Raw genomic sequence first — 20235 nt, forward strand, 5'->3', positions numbered from 1 at the left:
GGACCCCACGCCGCCCCCGCCCGCCGACTCGGCCAAGGTGGGGGCCGCGCTGCTCGAGACCATTTATAACGCCCCGGCCGCGCAGCCCGCGGCAGCAACGCCGAGCGCCCGCCCTTCGCAGCAGCTCGAGGCCAAGCCGACCAGCGGCAACACGGCTACGAAGCTGGGCGCTGCCAACGCCGCAGCAGTGGGGGACCAGCCTACCCAGCCGCCCCTCGCCCGCCTTACCACCAAGGTCCCCTTCGCCCCTGTCAACCAGACCGCCATGCTCGAGCTCCAGACCGAGCTCCAGGCGATCAAAAGGCTCGTGGGTCAGGTCCTCTCGACCGCCCGCACCACTGCCGCGACCGTGGTGCCCAACGCCGCGTCCAACCTCTCGTCCATGGCCGGCGCGAGCGACCCCCTCTTCGCCCTCTACCTGCGCCTCCAGGACGCCCAGGTCTCCCCCGCCATTACCGAGGAGCTCATCGGCGCCGTCCGCGACGAGCTCACCCCCGCCGAGCTCGCCGAGCCCGAGGTCGTCCGCGCTGGGATGCTCCGCGCGATCGCAGCCCGCATCCCGGTCGTGGGCTCGATGTCCCGCCCAGGCGCCCACGATGAGTCCGGTCGCCCGCTCACAATCGCCCTCGTCGGCCCCACCGGCGTGGGCAAGACCACGACCATCGCCAAACTCGCGGCCGCGTACAAGCTCCGCCAAGGCAAGAAGGTCGGCCTGATCACCAGCGACACCTACCGCATCGCCGCGGTGGACCAACTCCGGGTGTACGCCAACATCATCGGCCTGCCGCTCAAGGTGGTGATGACGCCCCGCGAGATGGCGGCCGCGTGCAGCAGCCTCGCCGACCACGATGTCATCCTTATCGATACCGCCGGCCGCTCGCAGCACGACGCGACGCGCCTCGACGAGCTCCAGACCTTCATCGAGGCCAGCAGCCCGCACGAGACGCACCTGATGCTCTCGGCCACGGTCGCCGAGCCCGTGCTGCTCAAGGCCGCGGAGAAGTTCGGCGCCCTCTCGCCGACGCGGGTTATTTTCAGTAAACTGGACGAGGCCGTGAGCTTTGGCGTGCTCCTCAACGTGATGCACGGCCAAACTCAAGGCCAGAAGCTCAAGGTCAGCTACGTCACCACCGGACAGGAAGTCCCGGACCAGATTGAACTTGCGCAGGCGGACCGCTTGGCTCGCCTGGTGCTTGATGGGGAGTTGGTCAGGTGAGTTCTCTCAACGTCTCGATCACAGGCGCACTCCCCGGCGGGCTCAAGTTCACCGGCGACAACCGCACCGTGCAGCCCCGGCCCGACGATCAGGCCTCCCGCCTTCGCTCCATGGTTGACGCCATGAACGGCGTCGGCGCGCCCGCGCCGCAGCCGCCCCGCGTCGCCGCGGCACCCGCCCCCGAGCGCCGCTGCCCGGTGGTCTCCATCACCAGCGGCAAGGGCGGCGTCGGCAAGACCTCCACCAGCGTCAACCTCGCGATCGCGCTCACCGAACTCAAGCTGCGCGCCACACTGCTCGACGCCGACCTTGGCCTGGCCAACGCCGACGTGCTCTGCGGAATGACGCCCACCACGCGCCTCGACGCCGTGGTGCAGCAGGCCAAGGCCGACCCCCTGGTGTACGGCCACAACCCGCCGCGGCGCAGCCTCGCCACCATCGCCATCGATGCCCCCGGCGGCTTCCGCCTCGTGCCCGGCTCCGTCGGAATCTCTCGGATGGCCAACCTGCCCGCGCAGCAGCGCGAGATCATCCTCCGCGGCTTGTCCGAACTCGAGGCCGACTCCGACGTCGTGCTGGTCGACACGGGCGCCGGCCTCTCCGACTCGGTCACCACGTTCGCCGCCGCGGCCGATCTCACGCTCGTCGTCGCCACCCCCGAGCCCACCTCCATTGCCGACGCCTACGCGATGATCAAGGCCGTCGCCCACCTCCGCGCGGCCAAAGCCCCCGGCACCGGCTTCCGCACCGCCATCGTCATCAACCAGGCCCGCAACCCCACCGAGGGTCAGGCCGTGCACGCCCGACTCGCGGCCACCGCCAAGCGCTTCCTCGGTATCGAGCCGCCGCTTCTGGGCGTCATCCCGCAGGATGACGTAGTCCCAGCCAGCGTGCGACTCCGCAAGCCCGTGCTGCTGCACGCGCCGACCAGCAGGGTCGCGAAGGACCTGCGCACCCTCTCGGTCGAGCTCGCCCACTTGCTGGGCGTGCAGAAGAAGCCCGTCGAGCAGCCCGCGAAGCGGGGTCTGTTCGGGTTTCTGCGCAAGTAATGCGCGCAACGATCCTGCTCTGATGGTCGTGTCTTCGCGCACTCTCGCATCCACCCCACCCTCGGCCGCGCACCGGTACGCCCTTTGCGGTTTATGCCGTCGCCCCGCGCACGGAATTCCGCGCGCGGCGGCAAAGTCGCGCCCGCATCCAGCCGATGCTGGCCTTGCGGCCTTGTCCGGTAACCGCCCTCCCGCGAGCTCATGGAGCACCGCTTGCACAACCAGGCCCGCGTCGTCACCGCGGTCTTCGCGCTTTCGGGCTTCGCGGTCGCCATCGCCTGCGGCCTTTCCGCCGGCAACTACGGCGGCATCATCCTCTCGCGCGCCATCGCGGCCATGATCGGCTGCCAGATCGTCGGCATGCTCGCGGGCGCCATCGTGCAGCGCGTCACCACCGACCACGAGGCGCGCTACCGCGCCGACAACCCTGTGCCGAAGTCCACCAGCGACGGCGTCGTCGTTGTGGATGAAGCTGTGGATACTTCCGCGGACAACACGCATGCAGCGGCGTAACACGAAAAAACACTTGAATTCTTGCAGTTGTGTCCTTGCACCGGCGCGGAGTCGTTATACTCCGCCCGCCGGTCAAGGACGACTCGGCGCGCAGTGATGCAGGCGTGCGGCGCACTTCCCGCGACGCACGCAAACAACGGTCAAGGACACGACCAATGGCAATCAAGTCAGCACCACGAAGCGGTCTGCGTTCCGGCGGGCGGTTCAACGCCCGCCATGCCGAACCCTCCAACATCCGCTCCCCGCTCGACAAGCTGCCCATCAACGAGCTGTGGAAGAAGTACCAGGCGAACCCCACCGAGGAGGTCCGCAACTACCTCATGGAGAAGTTCCTCCCGCTCGTGCGCTACAACGCCGAGCGCATCCACACGCGCCTGCCCGACGAGGTCGACATCGAGGACCTGATGTCCGCGGGCATCTTCGGCCTGATGGACGCCATCGACGCCTTCGACCTCGCCCGCAAGGTGAAGTTTGAGACCTACTGCGCCCCGCGCATCCGCGGTGCCATCCTCGACGAGCTCCGCTCGATGGACTGGGTGCCGCGCCTGGTCCGTTCCCGCAGCAACAAGGTCGAGCAGGCCCGCCAGCAGATCGAGAAGGAGACCGGCGAGCCCGCCACCGACCAGCAGGTCGCACAGAAGCTGGGTGTCAAGGGCGAGGAGTTCGACAAGCTCAAGCGTGACAGCTCGGCCGTGACCACCCGCAGCCTCACGCAGCGGGCGTTCCCCAGCGACAGCGGGCGCGACGTCCGCGAGATCGACGTCATCCGTGACGAGACGCAGAGCAACCCCGTCATTGACATCCAGCGGCGCGACCTCCGCGACCTGATCACCAGGGGTCTCTCGCGCTCTGAGCGCCTCATCGTCATCCTCTACTACTACGAGGGCATGACCATGAAGGAAATCGGCGCGACGCTCGACCTCTCCGAGAGCCGCGTCAGCCAGATGCACAGCTCCATCCTCGCCCGCCTCAAGAGCCAGATGCAGTTCCGCATGCGCGAGCTCGAACCGGTGGAATGAAAAGACGCCGGCGCTGAGCCCTCTCCCGCGACGCCGGAATTGAGCCGCTCCGGGTGAAGTACCAGACTGACGGCGACTCGCAGCCACTAAGATGACCTCACCAACCCGCGCCACGCCGCGGGTTTTTTCATTCCTAAACTCCCCCGTGCCCACCGCCGCCATCGCCCTCGGCAGCAACATCGGCGACCGCCGCGCCCACGTCCACGCGGCGTTCCAGGCGCTGGGGGCTCTCCCGGACTCAAAGCTCCTTGCATCCTCCGACCTCTTCGAGACGGCGCCAGTCGGCCCAGTCCCACAGGGCCACTATCTCAACGCCGCCGCGAAACTCGAGACGTGGCTCCCGCCCCGCGCCTTGCTCGAGCACCTCCTCGCCATCGAGAAGACCCAAGGCCGCGACCGCGGCAGCGAGCAGCGGTGGGGGCCCCGCACCCTTGACCTCGACCTCCTTCTTTACGACGGGCTGACCATCGACGAGCCGGGGCTCCAAATCCCCCACCCCCGGCTGCACGAGCGGCTGTTTGTGCTCGAACCCCTCGCCCGGGTCTGGCCTGACGCGGTGGTGCCTGGGCACGGTCGGACAGTTGCGCAACTCCTGCACGCCCTTCGCGTACCATCCGCGCGATGAAGCCCGCCGCACTGCTCCTGCTCGCCGCCGCCTGCACACACGCTCTCGCCCAGCAACAGCCGCGCGAGCCCGACCCTCATCCGCCTACCCCTGCCGAGATTGAGCAGGTCGCCCCCACGCCCAGGAAGGTCCCGCAGATCGACCTTCCTGAGACCATCGACGCGGCCCTCGCCCGCGCTCGCGAGTCCTACCGAGTCGGCTCTATCGCCGAACGCGTGCAGATCACAGTGACCACGAAGGACGAACAGCAGCGCGCCACCACCGTCCTGTTCCGCGTGTTCGCCGGCACGGAGGCCGCGCACCACCAGGATCGCCGCGTGTTCCTCGACCTGGGCCGTCTCCAAATCGCGGCCGACAGCACTGGCGTCACCGCCGTCACGCCGCGCGAGCCCGAGCTCTACTTCCAAGCGCCGGTGACACCGCCGATCACGCTCGACGAGCTCTGGAACGCCGTGCCACCGGTGCCGCTGCCGCAGCTTGAATGGGCCCTGGGCGAGGACACCGGCCGCATCGGGCGTGTCGTCACGGCCATCCTCCAGGCGTCGTGGACGAGCGTGCAGTACACGAAGGACCTCGGCGTCATCTTCAACGGCACCTCCCCCAGCGGCCCCGCCTCTGCCGAGTTCGCCCGTGACGGCCGCCTGGTGCGCCTGAGCGTGCCGCTCTCGCGCGAGGGCGACCGCATCGAGCTGCGCGTCACGCCCGAGGAGGCCGGCAACGCGTGGACGATCCCGCTCGAGGGCCGCAAGCCCGTCCCCTCGCTGGCGGACCTGCGCCCCCGCCCACCGGAGATCATGCCCGGCGGCCGCCTGCCCGCGCTCAGCCTGATGACGCGTGACCTGGATTCCTGGTCGCTCCAGGACGAGCTGGACCGCCTTCCCTCACCCGACCTCGCCCGCGTTCCCACCTACGGCCTGCTCGTCGTCTACCGGCCCGCGGGCACCACCGCTGAGCAGGATGCGGAGATCGGGGCCCGCGCCGTGACCCTCGCCCGTGCCGACGTGAGCCATGCGCAGCCCGACCCCACACGCCGCCCCCGGCTGGTGCCGGTCGTCATCCCCGTGCTCGACCTCGCTGACATGAACCGCACCAAGCTCGTCACCATCGACGACGCGTGGGCCGCCCGGCAGAAGGACGCGCCCCCGCGCTACTTCAGCCCTACCGGGATCGGTGAGATGGACCGCCTCGCCCGCGGCAGCAGCGCCGTTGTCATCATCATCGACTCCACCCAGAAGATCCTCAGCACCATCCCGCTCGAGAACCGCGCCGATGCCGAGTCGGTCGCGCAGGAGATCGGCAGCCTGCTCGAGGCCGCGGCTGCGTTGCCCGCGGCCCCATGACAAAGACACAAAAACGTAGTGGGCACGACGAGCGATCCATCGCTACAAGCCGTGCCCACGTTCCTTCAAGGATGTAGAACCGAGAATCGTGCCACCGAGATGTCTTCATCTCGGTGGTGCGTTCGCGAGCCTCAGCTCGCCTGCGCCCGCGGGTGGGCCTTGTTGTAAGCATCCTGCATGCGCTGCGTGGAGAGGTGCGTGTAGACCTGCGTCGTGCTCAGGCTCTGGTGGCCCAGCAGCTCCTGGACGCTGCGCAGGTCGGCGCCGTTGTCCAGCAGGTGCGTGGCGAAGCTGTGCCGCAGCGTGTGCGGGCTGATCGAGGGGTCGAGCCCGACCTGCTTGAGGTACTTGTCCAGCTTGCGGCGAACCGAGCGGGAGGAGAGCCGCCCGCCGTGCTTGTTGATGAACAGCGGCAGGCGCGAGTGGCCGTTGTTGATTACGGGTCCGAACTTGGCGTCGGCCCGCATCATGTCCAGGTAGCGGTTGATCGAGGCGATGGCGTGCGAGCCCAGCGGGACGATCCGCTCCTTCTTGCCCTTGCCGCGAACGCGCAGCGCCTCGCCCGCAAGGTCCAGGTCCTCGACCGCGAGGCCCACCAGCTCGCTGACGCGGATGCCGGTGGAGTACAGGGTCTCCAGCATCGCCCGGTCGCGCCGCCCCAGCACCTCGGCGTCGCCCGGCGCCGCCAGCAGCCGCTCGACCTGATCGATCGTGATCGCCTTTGGCAGCCGCTTGGCCTGGCGGGGCGTGCGGATGACGGTCATCGGGTTGCCCGCGCACAGCCCGCGACGGTCCGCCCACTTGTAGAAGCTGCGGAGCGTCGCGATCTTGCGGGCCATCGTGGCCGCGGAGTACTGCTGCGTGCCCAGGTGCGCCAGGAACGCGCGGACCACTTCCGCCTTGCTGGCGCAGATGATCTCGGTCAGCGTGCCGGTCCCGGAGACCTGCCCCTTGCTGGCCGCGGCCTTGTCCATCGCCGCCTGCTCACGGGCGTCGTTGATCTCGATCTTGTGCTCGCCGGCGAGGTACTCGATGAACTGGCGGAGGTCCGCCCCGTAGCACCGCGCCGTGTACGGCGAGAAGTGCCGCTCATCGGCGAGGTAGACGGTAAACGCATCCGTGATGGGCAGACTCGACATGACTGACTCCCCGCTCGTTCGTCTCTGCTGTCTCCGCCGCGGGTGCGTCCGTTGCACCTCGCGCCGGGGCGATTGTCCAGTAACTGCTTCGGCGTATTCCAAGGCCCTCTTGACCGCTCATGCCCGAAAACTGAAAAATCGCTCGCTACCGCTCCGGGGCCTCGGCCGACCGCTTTTCAGTCTGGCCCGCCCCCGGCAGCCGCACCCACTCCTGCTGGATCAGCTCATCCACCGCGTGGTACGCCCCGAACTCGCAGTACAGGTCCATGCTGGCCAGGTACCGCCGCCAGCCCAGGGCGGTGGGGCCCTTGAGCCGTCCCTGGGCAAAGCTCCGCACATCCATCTGCACCTGGTGGTTCTTGGCGTCCAGATGCTGAGAGATGACCGCCACCGGCCCTTCGTCGCGGCTCCACGTCATGGCCGGTGCATCGGTGCCCTTGGTCGCCAGAGTCCGCGGGTCCAGCGGCTCCCGCCCCGGCGCCATCGACCCCGGGCGGGCGTACAGCGCCAGCGCCAAGCCGAGCGTGGGGACGTAAGGGTCGTACGCGGTAACGCTGCCCACCAGCACGCCGTCCACGCCCATCGCCTGCGCCAGCGACCGGGCCTCGGCGGGCGAGCGCAGGCTGGTATATCCCAGCACGTTCATCGCCTGGATGGTCCGGTTCAGCGGCACGCACCGCACGCCCTCGACCTCTTCCGCGGCCGCGACCACCTTGTCGCTCACCGCGCCGATGTCGACGAGTGAGGTGCCCGATTCGTTCCGCAGCGGCACTACCGCCCACAGCACCTCGCCGCGGCTGACGTCATACGGCGCAACGATCTTGCGCGGCGCAGTCAACGGCGGCTCCTTCGGCCCGCCGCAAGCGCCCAGAAACGGCGTCACGCCGAGCGCGAGCCCGAGCGTGAGCGATAACCTCAGCTTTGCACGTTGTGGCATCCTGCCCCTCGTACCCTACGAGCCCCGAGCGCAAGCTCGGAAGCCCTCATCCTCACGCGCCAGCATCCTGCCCGCGCGTCCTAACCATCGAACTCACTGATCCGTGTGCTTCTCCGAAGCCGTCGTATGCTCCTCGATCGAAGCCGGGCCATTCGCGACCGGCTCGCTCTCGTTGAACTTCGCGTTTGCCGGCGCGGCCGCGGTCGCGGTAGTGGGGGACACGCCCGCCCCCAGCGCCGCCTGCGCCGAACGCACCGCGGGGCCCAGGTCCAGCGACCAGATGTTGTCCTTGCCCGACCGGTCGCTCACGAAGAACAGCCGGTCGTTGCCGCCCCATACCGGGCTGAGCGCCAGGCCGGTGCCGTCGGTCAGACGCACCTTGCCCTCGCCCTCGCCCGAGATCATCCACAGCGTCGCCCACTGCGGGCGCGAATCGGACCCGTCCACCGGCACCTCGGTGTACACGACCCACTGCCCGTCGGGGCTCCACGAAGGGTCGATCAGCGCCGTCTCCGCGCTGCTGGCGATCTCCGTTGTGTTGCCGGTCGTGCCGTTGCTGATCTCGACCGTCCACAGGCTGAAGGTCCGCCGCCCGCGCTCGCGCCCCAGCTGGAACAGGACCTTGTCGCTGCCGTTGCTGCCCGTGCCCGCGACCGGGCACCACTGCGGCAGCACGCCGTAGCCGATGAAGTTGGCGACCGCGGGGTTGGCAACCTCGGTCACCCACATCTCCCACCGCCCGCTCGCCTGGCCCTGGCGCGAGAACACCAGGCTGCGCCCGTCGGGCGACCACGAGGGGTGCACGTCGTCCGCGCTGTCGCTGGTCACCTGCACCGCGCGCCCGCCGGTCACGGGCATGACGTAGATGTCCCAGTTCCCTGTGCGGTCGCTCGCGAACGCGATCGACTTGCCGTCGGGGCTGATCGCCGGCATCGCGTCCTGCCCCGGGTCGTTCGTCAGCTGCGTCACCACGCGGCTGTCGGTCTTCTTCCAGTAGATATCCGCGTTGGTGCGGTGCTGCGTGCTGGCGAACACCAGCTTCTTCCCGTCGCGGGAGACGCAGGGGTCAAAGTCCGCGCCCTCCTCGGCAAACGTCACGCGGCTCACGCCCGTCATCACCACGCCCGGCGTGCCGCCCTCGTCCGTCCCGTCGCTCGAAAGGGTGAGCGCCGAAGCGCCACGCGGCCCGCTCGCAGAGGCTCCGGGCTTCACCTGCACCGACAACAGCGACACGTTCATCGGCGGCGGGATCCGCAGCCGCGCCCGCGGCCCTGTAGACGCCACCGGCGAAGGCTCGCTCTGCACCTGCACCATCGGCTCTGGGCGGTGCACCGGGCGCGGCTCGCTCGCGCACCCCGCCACCAGCACGGTCCCGGCCACGGCCACGATCTGCGCACACGTCTTCATAGGTCCCACCTCTGCACGAGGGCGTCAAAGCAGTATCGCCCGCGACAGGGCCATCCGTTTATCGGACTGCCCCGCGCGCGGACTTCAACCCGCGGCCACACGCCGCGGCACCTGCCACCATCGGACTTTGGGACCTGCGACTTAACGGGCCAAGGGTCCTACTCCCTCGGCTCCCGCCTCACGATCGCCGGCGCGATCCCCTTCCGCACCCACGGGATGCCCGGGTCCTCCAGCACGTTCAGGTGCTCGAGGTAGTGGGCGAGGGCCCCCTCGGTGAACCGCGAAAGGAACTCCGTGGTGGCCGTGGGGTTGAGCTCCAGGATCCGCTCAACCAGCTGCGCCCGCGACAGGAACGCGGGGCGTCGCTCGTGCTGCAACAACTCCGCCTGCTGACCGCGGCTGCCTCCGTGGCTCGTGACCATTGCGCCTCCGTGCTGCTACCCTCGCCCGGAGGCCCACCAGCGGAACGGCGGAACGCAACAACCCCGCCGGCCGGTGGAACCAGCCCGGACGATCTCCGCCCGCACGACCGCAATCCACGTGCCGTGCCCGGGCTCGAAAGGTGTGTCAATGCAGGTCCGTGTGCTCCGCCACGCCCAGCCCGGTTCATCGGTCTACGGCTGGATAGAACCGGAAAACTCAGATGTCACCGGGGACCCCTCCTGGGTGCCATGGCGACGTCTCCGTCGCTATGTCCTCGAGTCCGCAATACCCGTTACTGAACTTCAAGTTCCTGCTGACGCACAAGTTGTGATCCGCTCCGTGCCGACCGGCGACACGCCCGCCTGGCTCCCCGCCCCCCGGGCCGAGTTCCTCGCCTGGTGCCAGCACCTCGAGCAGGCCCTCCCCAACCCCCTCTGCATCTGGCCCACGGCCCAGGGCTCCGTCTCCGACGTCCCTTCTCTCCGCTCGTTCCTGACTGCCGCCGAGCAGCGTGGCCGTCCATGGACGTTCCTCTTCGACCCAGTCTCGATGCTCACGCCCGCGATGCTCGCCAACGCCGATGACCACCTCGTGCGTCTGTTCGAGTCCCTCTCTGACCACCCGGCGCGCGAGGCCACGCTCCTCGCCGACGCCGCGGCCATCGGTGAGACGGTCACCCCCGCCCCGCTGGGGTCGGGCCCGCTCACCAGCCTCGTTCTCCGCCTCGCAACCCCCCGCCCGGCCGGCATCGTCCTCGTCGAACACCACCTGCCCGAGCAACTCGCCCTGCTCTGAATCCCTACACTCCCCGCCTATGCAGGACCCCGTCACCAGACTCGACCACCCCGTCTTCGGCGTGGTCAAGCAGGCCTTCCCCGGCAAGAAGTTCCGCGCCGCTGAGTTCCGCGGCCAGTCCACGCTCGTGGTCGAGCCCCAGGACGCCCACGAAGTCCTCGCCTTCCTCAAGACCGATCCCCGCTGCGACTTCAACTTCCTCTCGGACGTCGGGGGCGTCGATTACCTGAACTACCCCGCCCCCCAGCCCGGCCGCTTCGCCGTGGTCTGGAACCTCTGCTCCTACGCCCGCACTGACCGGCTCTTCGTCAAGACCTACCTCAACCCCAGCCTCCCCACCGACGGCACGGCCGACGACCCCGCCCTGGTGGTCGACTCGGTCTGCGACCTCTGGCCGGGGGCCGAGTGGAACGAGCGAGAGTGCTTCGACATGTTCGGCATCCGCTTCAGGGGCCACCCGGACCTCCGCCGCATCCTGCTGTGGGAGAGCTACCCGGCCCACCCCCTCCGCAAGGACTACCCCGTCCGTGGGCGTGGCGAGCGCGAGGCGTATCGGGTGGTGGACCGCACCTCGTCGTAACGGGCCCGCGCCCGCTCCGTAGAAAGGGTGTCTGCCTATAGGTCCTATGGGACCTATACGACCTATAGGACCCACGCCCATGTCCAAGCGAATCAGCCTGCTGCTTCTCTGCGTTTCAGGGCTGCTGCTTCCCGCCTGCGAAGAGAAGCACGAAAGCCCCGAGGCCACCATCGCCGCGCTGCGGGCCAGCGTTGAGCAGGGGCGCGCCGACAAGATCCCCAACTACCTCTACGCCGACACGCCGGAGATGCGCAAGCTGCTCACCCGCTTCGGCAAGCTGCTCGGGAACCTCCAGAAGCTCGGCACCGCCGTCGCCACCAAGTTCCCCAAGGAAGTGGGGGAGCTGAAGGCTAAAGCCGAGGCCGCGGCCAAGGACGGCAAGTCCTCCAGCTTCCTGAGCCAAATGATGGCGCAGCAGCGCGGCGGCCGCCGCAACGTCGCCGTGCAGGTTGGCGGCAGCTCTCCGCAGAGCCGCGACAAGATGCGCGACGCGTTCAACGACACGATGAAGCAGCTGTTCGCCGACCCCTACGGCTGGATCCAGCGCAGCGAGCAGCGTCTCAGCACCGAGTTCCTGACCGATGAGTCGGTCGCCGTGCTGTGGGACGGCGAGCCCGTGCTCGCGCCCATTGGCATGGTGATGAAGCGCGACCAGCGCGACGGCAACTGGTACTTCGTCATCCCCACCAACATCCCGGGCATGAACCGCATCCTGCCCAAGAGCGAGCGCGAGTACCAGATCTGGGGCGGCCTGATTACGGTGTTCGACAAGATGATCGTGGACCTCACGAAAGAGGTCGAAAACGGCACGATCAAGTCGATCGACGAGCTCTCGTTCAAGGCCGGCGAGATGGCCTTCATGCCGGCGATGCTCACCGTGTACGCCTATACGCAGCTCAAGGACGCCGAGAAGAAAGAGGCTAAGGCCGCGGAGGCCAAAGCGTCCGCCCCGGCAGTCCCCGGCAAGTGACGCTGCTCAGCGGAAGAACCCGCCGCTGCCACCGGAGAACACGTCCCCGCCGCCCGAGAAGCGCCCGCTGCCCTGCGCCCCGTACGGCTGGAACACGAACCCGAAGCTCGTCTCGCCCGTGATGTCGTTGAACGACACGGTGACACCCAGCAGCATGCTGGAGAACCGCCGCCGCACCTCGACGACCGTGCTCTGGAAGCCGCCGCCGTTGACGTCGTACGTCAGGCCGACGGAGGCTGCGTACTTCTCCGTCAGGTCGTAGCTGCTGCCGAACACGAGGTACGTCGAGTCCTGCGGGTTGATGTACCGCGCATCCAGCATGCTGGTGAAGCCCGGCGCGTGCCGCACCAGCAGCCCCACGTTGCTCACCGCCTGCTGGTTGGCGTCGAAGTCGTACACCACGCCGCCCGCGATGCTGGTCGCGTCCGTCAGCCGAAGCACGGCGTCCACCACGCCGAACTCGCCCGCGCTGCTCAGTTCCGGCCGGTAGTCAAAGAACCGCGGGATCGGGCTTTTCCGCGTGGCGTCGTCGGTGCTGTACACGTAGTCGGTGCTCACCGTCAGCAGGTCCACGTTGTGCCACTGCCCGGGGCCGCCGCGCTGGGTCTGGAACGTCTGCGTCACGCCGATGCGGGCCATGCCGCCGTCGGCGAGGCTTTCCACTTCGTAGTCGTACGTGGGCAGGTCGCCCGCCTCGATGCTCGTGCCCGCGACCTGCACGGTCGCGTTGGGCTCAATCAGGTGCCGGATGCGGTGGATGTCCAGCAGTCGCGAGTCGACGTCGTCGTACACCCGCTGCACCGTGGTCGATAGCCGCACGCCCGCCGCGGACCACAGCCGCACGTTGTCGTCATTGTCCGGCGAGTACACCTCGAAGGAGTCATCCCACGCGGTCACACGCCCGACCGCGTACGGCATGATCTTGATCGGCCCTGCCTCGGTGGTAATGGCCAGTTCCTGGCGCGTGTCGCCCCGCGTTACGCCGTCCTCGAAGAGCCCTTGCCCGCGCAACCGGTCCGCGATCGACTGGTCGAAGTTGATGCCGAAGGCGCGCTGCGAGAGCGAGTTCCGCGTGAAGCCGCGGTCCCGTGCCTCCTCCTCATCGAAAACGAACTCCACCCGCCCGGCGCGGTACTCGTGCGTCCACGTCAGCAGGCCCGGTGAATAGTTCGCCAGCAGGTCGTCCGCCTGGCGCGCATAGAACGCCTCGGGCAGCTTGTTGACCGTGTACCCCTGGCTCTGCAGCAGCCACTCGTTGACCAGGAAGTCCTCGAACGTCGCCTTGGCCTGCAGCGACAGGTACGAGTTGTCATCCACCCGCCGCAGCGTTGCCCGATTCGTGAACTCCCGCGCGTTCTCCGCCATCTGCGGGAACAGCGCCGTCACCAGCGTGGCGTCGCTGATGGTGGAGGCTTCCGCGATCAGCGTCCACTCTCGATTGAACCGGTACCGCCCCTCGCCGACGATCAGCCCGCGGAACTCGCCGTCGTGGTTCAGGCGCGTGCCGGGCTTGAGGATGTCGGTGCCGCGGTCGCTGGGCAGGGTGTACGCGAACAGCCCGCCCTCGCTCTTCGCGGTATTCCACTTGAAGCGCCCGCCCACGCCCGCGCCGCGCTCGAAGTAAAAGTCCGTCAGCAGGTCCAGCTCGGTATCCCGCGGCCGCTCCAGCCCCAGCAGCGTGTACGCGTTCAGCGTCGCCCGCACGGCACCGCCGCTGCCGCTGCGGTTCTCCACCCGGAAGTCCTTGATCGGGAACTGCGACGGGTCGCCGCTGTACCGCGGCCAGTAGAACACCGGGATCCCCATCGCCTGCAGGGTGATGTTCCGCGCATCGACGATCGTCCGCGTGTCGGTCACCGGCCCTGGGGGCGCCGTGCCCTCGGCGACCTCCTCCGGGTCAGGTTCAACGATGTCGTCCTGCTTGGTGATGGTGACGCTCGTTGCGCCGATCGCGAGCTCGGGGTCGAAGAACGCGGTGTTGGTGAAGCGAGCGTCCTTCGCGACGAACTGGCGCGCCGACTCCTGCCGGATGCTCTTGGCACGCACGTACAGCGGCAAGCGCCGCTTCTCGTCGAACGTCCAGTACACCGCGTCGATCATCGCGGCCTTGTTCGCCCTGAAGTCGTAGTAGACCTGCGGCGCGTTCACGTGGTGAGTGCCGTCGCTGGCGAAGACCCCGCCCTCGAGGTACACGCCGCGGATCGCGTCCGCGCCCAGCCGCGCAAGGTCCGTGAGCTTCCCGGGGTCGCCGAAGACCACCGCTCGCTGCGCCCTCATCGTCAGCACGCGCCCGCGCGGGTCCTCGTACTGCACCACCACTCCGCCGGTGGCGATGACCGAGCTCTCCTCCGCCCCTCCCGACACCAGCACGCGGTCATCCGCCGCGATCGTGACAATCCCGTCGCTCGCAAAGATCGGCTCGTTCTCGGCCGTCTGGGGTGGACCGCCAATGGGTACCCCGCCGCTCCGCGGCGGCTCTTCACTCGGCCCGCTCACCTTCGGCGGCCCCCCCGCCGTCTGGTCTCCCGTCACAGGTGCACGCTGAGCCTGCTGATCCCCCGTCGGCTGCCCCGCTGGCGACGACGCCTCTGCCCGCCCACCATCCTGTCCTGTCACCCGCGGCCCCGGACGGGCCGTGCGATCGGGCACCTGTGGGCTCGATGGGCGCTGCCTGGCAGCAGTGGGGGGCTCCGAGCCGGCCTCCCCCGCCTCCGGAGGGCGCGAGTACGCCCGCGACTCAATCTGATCCGGCCGCAGCAGCGGCCCGCGAGGCGGCCGCACCGCCGTGCTCTTCCGTGAAAGCCGTGGCAGCAGCGCCGCGGCCGCGCTCGGCTCCGCGATGCCCAACTCCTTCCGCAGCGACTTCGCCATCGCCTGCTCACCGGCGCTCACGAGTGCCTCAGCCTCGCCCCGCCCCGGCGCCCGCTCGATCAGCAGGTCCGCCGCGATCTGCACCGGTCCTTCGACCTCAACAACACCCTTCACCGGCAGCCGTTCCGAGGCCATCGACACCCCGCCCGCCGGGTCGGCGGCCGAGCCCATCTCCTCGAAGTAGGCGAACACCTGTGTGGCGGGCCGGCCATCAACGACTACGCCCTCCATCCACACCGCGGCGCGTTTCGCCCGGAACGTGTACCCGGCGATCACCGCCCGCACGTCGCCCTCGATGATCAGCCGGCGCGTGGAACCCTCCGCCCACGACCACGCCCTGGTCCCCGCAAAGCCCAGCCGCCCCGCGACCGGCGCCTGCGCGAAACGCACGCCGGCGAACCCGCGCCCATCGATCCCGCTCGCGCGGTCATCCCGCGGCGCAACCTGCTGTGCTTGCACTGTTTGCGGCACAGCCGCACACCCGCCCGCCAGGGCCAGGAGCCACGAACCAACCACGAAATGCCCCGACCCGGTCCTGCGTGCCATGAGCCGCGATGGTAAGGACTTCCGCGCCGCCCCTCAACAACGCGGGAATTGTCGCAACAACCGCGCGCCCGCCACGGTAACCTCGTGCACGCGGCGAAAGCCGCGCAGGAGAAAGAGACATGCGCACCCGCATCGCCGCCATCGCGGCCGTCGTCGGCATTGCCGCCACCGTCCACGCACAGACCGAGGTCAAGTACCAGGTCTCCCGCGCCGGGCAGGAGAACTGGTCGTCCTCGCTGAGCGTCGCGCCCAATACCCCGGTCGACATCCGCGTGCTGGTCTCGTACAAGGGCCTCGCCCCCGCGCTTGGTCTTGGCTCCGTGATTTTCCAGCCCACCATCAGCAACTGGGTGAGCAGCGGCGCCGCCGATTCTCTGACCCCCATCAACGCGATCGGCTGGGTCACTGACGCCCCCAACACGTACGGCAAGATGAGCCCGTTCGTCCGCACCAACGGCACGCTCTCCACGCCCCAGGCCTACGTCGGGCACTCGCACAACATCAGCGGCACCAACTACCTCCGCATCGCGCTGCCGCACGTGACCAGCTGGTTCGGGGGCACCGGCAATACCAGCGGCGGCAGCGGCATCCTCATCGGGCAGATCAACCAGAACGCCCCCGGCCGCCCGACCAACCTGCCCCCGGCAAGCACGGCCAACCAGGAAGTCGTCGTGCTCAAGTTCAAGATCAACATCGGCGCAGCCCTCGACCCCCGGCTGCTGACGATCACAACCCCAGCCAACGGGTTCGGCAACCTCGACCCTGACTCCGGGCTCCGCACGGGCAACTGGTTCGCCAACTCCACCGAGCATGTCGGCAGTATTCAGGAGGCGGCGTTCGCGACACCCGCATTCATCAACGTCATCCCGGCGCCTGGCACGTGCGTGCTGATCAGCACGCTGTTGGTGGTCGCCCGCCGTCGTCGTTGATGACGGAACAAAAGCGGGCGCCACCAGGCGCCCGCTCTCACGAGCACTGTTCACAAACGGGGGCGTCAGCCCCCGTTTTCATTACGGCGCCCACACGTCCGCGACCTTGCCGCCCGTCGCCACGCCGTTCGCGTGGCCGTTGGCATGCCCGTTCGCGTGCGTGCCGTCGGCGTTGTGCATGGGCCCCACGCTGTTGGTGGTAATCCGCCCGCCCTTGATGCCCGGGAAGTGCTCGCCCTGCCAGCTGTCGGTGTACTTGGGGTCGTCCAGCTCCAGCGCCGCCTTCGTCGGGTACAGCGGCCGGAAGGTGTCGCACATCACCGCCAGTTCGCCCGTGTACTTGGCGTCCAGGCTCGCCTCGATGGTGCCCGGGTGCGGGCCGTGCGGGATGCCCTGCGGGTGCGCCGTGAGGCTGCCGACCTCGATGCCCTTGCGGCTCCCGAAGTTGCCCTCGACGTAGTACAGGACCTCGTCGCTGTCGAGGTTGCTGTGGTTGTACGGCACCTTGATGGCGTTGGGGTGCCAGTCCAGCATCCGCGGGCAGAACGAGCAGATGACGAAGTTGTGCGCCTCGAAGGTCTGGTGAATGGGCGGCGGCATGTGCAGCTTGCCGGTGATCGGGCTGAAGTCGTCGATGTTGAACGCGAAGGGGTAGTAGCAGCCGTCCCAGCCCACGACGTCGAGCGGGTGATAGTGGTAGATGTACGAGTGCACGCGGTCGCGGGCCTTGATCCGCACCTCGAAGTCGCCGCGCTCATCGAAGGTCAGCGGCAGCTCCGGCAGCCGTAGGTCGCGCTCGCAGTACGGCGCGTGCTCCAGGAACTGCGACGTGTGCTTGCTCACATACCGCGGCGGCGGCCCGATGTGGCTGCCATTGGTGGTCTCGATCAGCAGGAACTTGCCGAAGGGCATCTGCTCGACCGGCGGCTCGCCCTCCTTCGCCTGCGTCCGCTTGTCCCAGACCCACTTGTAGATGACCCCCTTGGGGATCACCACGTAGTCCTTGGGCCCGAACTTGATCGTGCCCATCATCGTGTACACGGTGCCCGAGCCGAAGTGCACGAAGATGCACTCGTCGCCCTGGCCATTCTTGTAGTGGTAGCCCATCTGCTCGGCCGGATTGCACACCGCCATCTCGCAGTCGCTGTTGCCGAACAGCACCACGCGACCGGTCACCATGTCGCCCTTAGGCTTCAGCGGCGCGCTCTTGACGTGCCGCATCCGCATCACGTCGGTCTCGGCGTACTCCACCTTGGTCGAGTACAGGGTCTTCCAGCCGCTCACCTGGGTGGGCGGGTGGATGTGGTACATAGTCGTGGTGGGCCCCACGAAACCCTCGGTTCCGAAAACCTCTTCTGAGTACAGGGCCCCGTCGGGCCGCCGGAACTGCACGTGGCGCTTCTGGGGGATCTGGCCGAGCTTCGTGTAATAGGGCATACAGGCCTCCTGCTCGTGACAACACGTGATTCTACGGGGCCTGTAACGGCCCTGACGCACATTCCGTCACGTGGTTGTAGGACCCCGCTTCAGTGCCTTCCGCCGCCGCCCGATACCGGCTTCAGGCCCTTGTGCGCGCACCACCGCCCGCTCCCGGCCCGGAGGATCGACATGGCCGCTTCAAAGAAGCCCGCACCGACCGACGACACCATGAGCACCGACCCCAACATCCTCCCCAAGCAGTCCCCGCAGGACGACATCTTGGACGTCCTCGCCGAGTTCGAGACGGGGCTGGAGTCTCTCAAGGCGCTCTACGCCCAGCGGCAGCGCCTCCAGACCCGCATCCGCCAGCACGAGGAAGAGGTTCAGACCAAGGAGACCGCCCTCAACCAGCGCGCCGCCGAGCTCGCCCAGGCCCAGGCCGCGCACCAGCAGCGGCAGAAGGACCTCGAGGCGGCGCTCGCCAAGCTCCAGTCGCGCGAGGCCGAGCTCGATTCGACCGCCAAGGCGATCGCCGCCGACCGCGCCGCCCTGGACTCCTCCCGCCACAAGCTCGATGAAGAGGTCCAGGCCCGAGGCCAGACGCTCGCCGCGCAGGCCCAGAAGCTCGCGGATGAGTCCCGCGCGGTCGAGAACCTGACCCACGAGCTGGAGCAGCAGGCCAAGGCCCTCGAGCAGCAGCGCGCCGCCTTCGAGCAGGAGCGCCGCACCCGCGCCGCCGACCTCGCCGAGATCGAGTCGCTCCGCAAGGACCTCGCCGCTCAGCGCGAGATTCTCGCCAGCCACGAGAAGCAGTCCAAGGACCTCCAGGCCCGCGTTGATTCCCTGGGCCAGGAACTCAAGCAGGCCCGCGACCTTGCCGCCCGCCACGCCAAGGCCGCCGAGCAGGCGACCACCAGCGCCGCCGCGGCCAGCAAGTCGCAGGTCGAGCAGCTCGCCCAGAAGGCAGCCGCCCTTGAGCAGCAGAGCAAGAGCCTCGAGCACCAGAACAAGGAGCTCGCCAAGACTGCCGACGCGGCCCGCGCCCTCGCCGCGACCGCCCAGGCCCAGGCCGCGGCCTCTCAGGTTCAGCTGGAGCAGCTTCACCAGAAGTCCGCTCAGCTGGAGCAGCAGAACCAGGAGTTCGCCAAGGTCGCGGGCTCGAGCAAGTCAGCCTCCGCCGCGCTCCAGTCGCAGCTCACCGCGCTCCAAACCAAGGCCGGTGAGTTCGAGAAAGCCCTCGCGCAGGAGAAGTCCGAGTCCGCCCGCCTCTCCGCGTCGCTCGCGCAGCAGACCGAGTCCGCGGCCGCGCTCGAGAAGACCGTCGAGGGCCTCCAGGCCAAGCTCAAGCACGAGCTGGCTGAGCGAGAGGAGATGCGCCGCCAGCTCGAGGCCGCGCAGGCCGGCCTGATGCAGGCGACCGCCCGCAGCAACCAGCTCGAGGCACAGCTCGCGAAGGCTCTGAACGAGGTCAAGGCACTGCAGGCCGCCGCGGCCGCCAAGCCGAAGAGCGCCGTCTCATCCTCCAACGCGTCGATGCTCCGGCGTCGGGCCCGCCTCAAGCTTGCCCACGACCTCATCCGCGAGCGTTACCAGAAGCTCGGTAAGGCCAACGAAGCCTTGAAGAAGCGCATCGAGCAGTGCGACCAGATCATGGCCCAGCGACAGGAGCTTGCGGCCATCCGCGACCGCGTCGTGCTCGCCGAGCGAGCTGCCCTGCGCAAGCAGGGCGGCAGCCGCGCCGCCGTCATGACCCTCTGCGCGGTCGGCGTCTTCGCCGTGCTCTCTGGTCTCGCGTGGGCGGTCGCCCGCGAGGTCGCGCCCGCGACCTTCCTCGCGACAAGTCAGCTCAAGGCCGACGGGCGCGGGCGTGCCCTCAACCAGAACGAGATCGCCGAGTGGCAGACCTTCCACCAGGGGCTGCTGGGCGACCCCCGCTTCCACGAGACTGCCGCCGAGCGCTTCAAAAAGCAGGGCATGGCCACGCTCGCCTCCGCCCCCGCGGTCGCGGAGATGATCCGCGAGAACCTCACCACAGAGACCTCCAAGGCCGGACAGCTCTCACTGCACCTCAAGGGCAAGGGCAGCGACCGCACGGCCCGCGAGCTCGAGACCTTCACCGCCGCGTTCGTCAGTCACGCCAACGCCGCCCAGCAGCAGCGGATCGACGGCAGCGTGACGGAGGTCCTCGCCGCCGCCACTGTGGGCGCTGACCCGCTGGACAACACCCGCACCATCTACGCGGGTGGCATCCTCGCCGCGGGCGTGGTCCTTGCCGGCGCCCTGTGGATGCTGTTGTGGAAGCGGCTGGTCGGCGCTAAGACCGCCTTTGAGACCGACGGCGAGATCGCAGCGGCCCTGGACGACGCCAAGTGGGCCAACTTCGCCGCAAACGGAGCCGCCGCCCAAGTCGCACAGGCGAAGCACCGCTGAGCCATTCAGCCGTCCCGACCCTTGCCA

General features: G+C 68.6%; 17 protein-coding genes. 11 read left to right on the forward strand and 6 right to left on the reverse strand.

The window, feature by feature from the left end; all coding sequences use genetic code 11:
* The 6 genes from VD997_03205 to VD997_03230 form a co-directional block, all read left to right on the forward strand.
* Window positions 1-1216 (forward strand): hypothetical protein (locus VD997_03205; GenBank protein ID HYE60981.1); only part of this gene is annotated, 1216 nt, incomplete at its 5' end.
* Window positions 1213-2265, forward strand: a complete 1053-nt coding sequence (locus VD997_03210) for a MinD/ParA family protein (GenBank protein HYE60982.1) — start codon at window positions 1213-1215, stop codon at window positions 2263-2265. The genes VD997_03205 and VD997_03210, both read left to right, overlap by 4 nt.
* Window positions 2266-2478: 213 nt before the next feature.
* Window positions 2479-2778, forward strand: coding sequence for a hypothetical protein (locus VD997_03215; protein HYE60983.1), 300 nt, complete (start codon window positions 2479-2481; stop codon window positions 2776-2778).
* 155 nt (window positions 2779-2933) lie between these two features.
* Entirely contained in the window at window positions 2934-3797 is an 864-nt protein-coding gene (locus VD997_03220; GenBank protein ID HYE60984.1) for a FliA/WhiG family RNA polymerase sigma factor, read from the forward strand.
* Window positions 3798-3942: 145 nt separating this feature from the next.
* Window positions 3943-4422 carry a 2-amino-4-hydroxy-6-hydroxymethyldihydropteridine diphosphokinase gene (gene folK, locus VD997_03225; protein ID HYE60985.1) on the forward strand — a complete coding sequence of 160 codons (480 nt, stop codon included), beginning with the start codon at window positions 3943-3945 and terminating at the stop codon, window positions 4420-4422.
* Window positions 4419-5762, forward strand: a complete 1344-nt coding sequence (locus VD997_03230; GenBank protein HYE60986.1) for a hypothetical protein — start codon at window positions 4419-4421, stop codon at window positions 5760-5762. Before folK ends, VD997_03230 begins: the two co-directional genes overlap by 4 nt.
* Window positions 5763-5893: 131 nt before the next feature.
* Here the strand turns inward: VD997_03230 and xerC are convergent, their stop codons facing one another.
* The 4 genes from xerC to VD997_03250 form a co-directional block, all read right to left on the reverse strand.
* Window positions 5894-6901 (reverse strand): tyrosine recombinase XerC, encoded by a 1008-nt coding sequence (xerC, locus tag VD997_03235; protein ID HYE60987.1) that lies wholly within the window; start codon window positions 6899-6901, stop codon window positions 5894-5896.
* Window positions 6902-7046: 145 nt separating this feature from the next.
* Window positions 7047-7838 (reverse strand): hypothetical protein, encoded by a 792-nt coding sequence (locus VD997_03240; protein ID HYE60988.1) that lies wholly within the window; start codon window positions 7836-7838, stop codon window positions 7047-7049.
* A gap of 93 nt (window positions 7839-7931) precedes the next feature.
* Complete coding sequence (locus VD997_03245; GenBank protein ID HYE60989.1) at window positions 7932-9245, reverse strand: DPP IV N-terminal domain-containing protein; 1314 nt, start codon at window positions 9243-9245, stop codon at window positions 7932-7934.
* 158 nt (window positions 9246-9403) lie between these two features.
* On the reverse strand, window positions 9404-9667 hold the full coding sequence (locus tag VD997_03250) for a hypothetical protein (GenBank protein ID HYE60990.1): 264 nt from the start codon (window positions 9665-9667) through the stop codon (window positions 9404-9406).
* A 340-nt stretch (window positions 9668-10007) separates the two neighbouring features.
* Here VD997_03250 and VD997_03255 point away from each other — a divergent pair, with 340 nt between their 5' ends.
* The 3 genes from VD997_03255 to VD997_03265 all read left to right on the forward strand — a co-directional run bounded on the left by VD997_03255 (window position 10008) and on the right by VD997_03265 (window position 12013).
* On the forward strand, window positions 10008-10463 hold the full coding sequence (locus tag VD997_03255; protein HYE60991.1) for a hypothetical protein: 456 nt from the start codon (window positions 10008-10010) through the stop codon (window positions 10461-10463).
* A 19-nt stretch (window positions 10464-10482) separates the two neighbouring features.
* Window positions 10483-11043 carry an NADH-quinone oxidoreductase subunit C gene (locus tag VD997_03260; GenBank protein HYE60992.1) on the forward strand — a complete coding sequence of 187 codons (561 nt, stop codon included), beginning with the start codon at window positions 10483-10485 and terminating at the stop codon, window positions 11041-11043.
* 79 nt (window positions 11044-11122) lie between these two features.
* Window positions 11123-12013 carry a hypothetical protein gene (locus VD997_03265; GenBank protein ID HYE60993.1) on the forward strand — a complete coding sequence of 297 codons (891 nt, stop codon included), beginning with the start codon at window positions 11123-11125 and terminating at the stop codon, window positions 12011-12013.
* 6 nt (window positions 12014-12019) lie between these two features.
* On the opposite strand, the gene VD997_03270 is transcribed toward VD997_03265, so the two are convergent.
* Window positions 12020-15430: a hypothetical protein gene (locus tag VD997_03270; protein ID HYE60994.1), complete on the reverse strand. Its 3411-nt coding sequence runs from the start codon at window positions 15428-15430 to the stop codon at window positions 12020-12022.
* A 119-nt stretch (window positions 15431-15549) separates the two neighbouring features.
* Here VD997_03270 and VD997_03275 point away from each other — a divergent pair, with 119 nt between their 5' ends.
* Entirely contained in the window at window positions 15550-16359 is an 810-nt protein-coding gene (locus VD997_03275; GenBank protein HYE60995.1) for a hypothetical protein, read from the forward strand.
* An 81-nt stretch (window positions 16360-16440) separates the two neighbouring features.
* On the opposite strand, the gene VD997_03280 is transcribed toward VD997_03275, so the two are convergent.
* Window positions 16441-17796 (reverse strand): hypothetical protein, encoded by a 1356-nt coding sequence (locus VD997_03280; protein HYE60996.1) that lies wholly within the window; start codon window positions 17794-17796, stop codon window positions 16441-16443.
* 171 nt (window positions 17797-17967) lie between these two features.
* Here VD997_03280 and VD997_03285 point away from each other — a divergent pair, with 171 nt between their 5' ends.
* A complete protein-coding gene (locus VD997_03285; GenBank protein HYE60997.1) occupies window positions 17968-20208 on the forward strand; it encodes a hypothetical protein in 2241 nt (746 codons plus the stop codon).
* Window positions 20209-20235: the final 27 nt, after the last annotated feature.

The sequence above is a fragment of the Phycisphaerales bacterium genome (assembly GCA_035627955.1).
Classification (GTDB): domain Bacteria; phylum Planctomycetota; class Phycisphaerae; order Phycisphaerales; family UBA1924; genus JAEYTB01.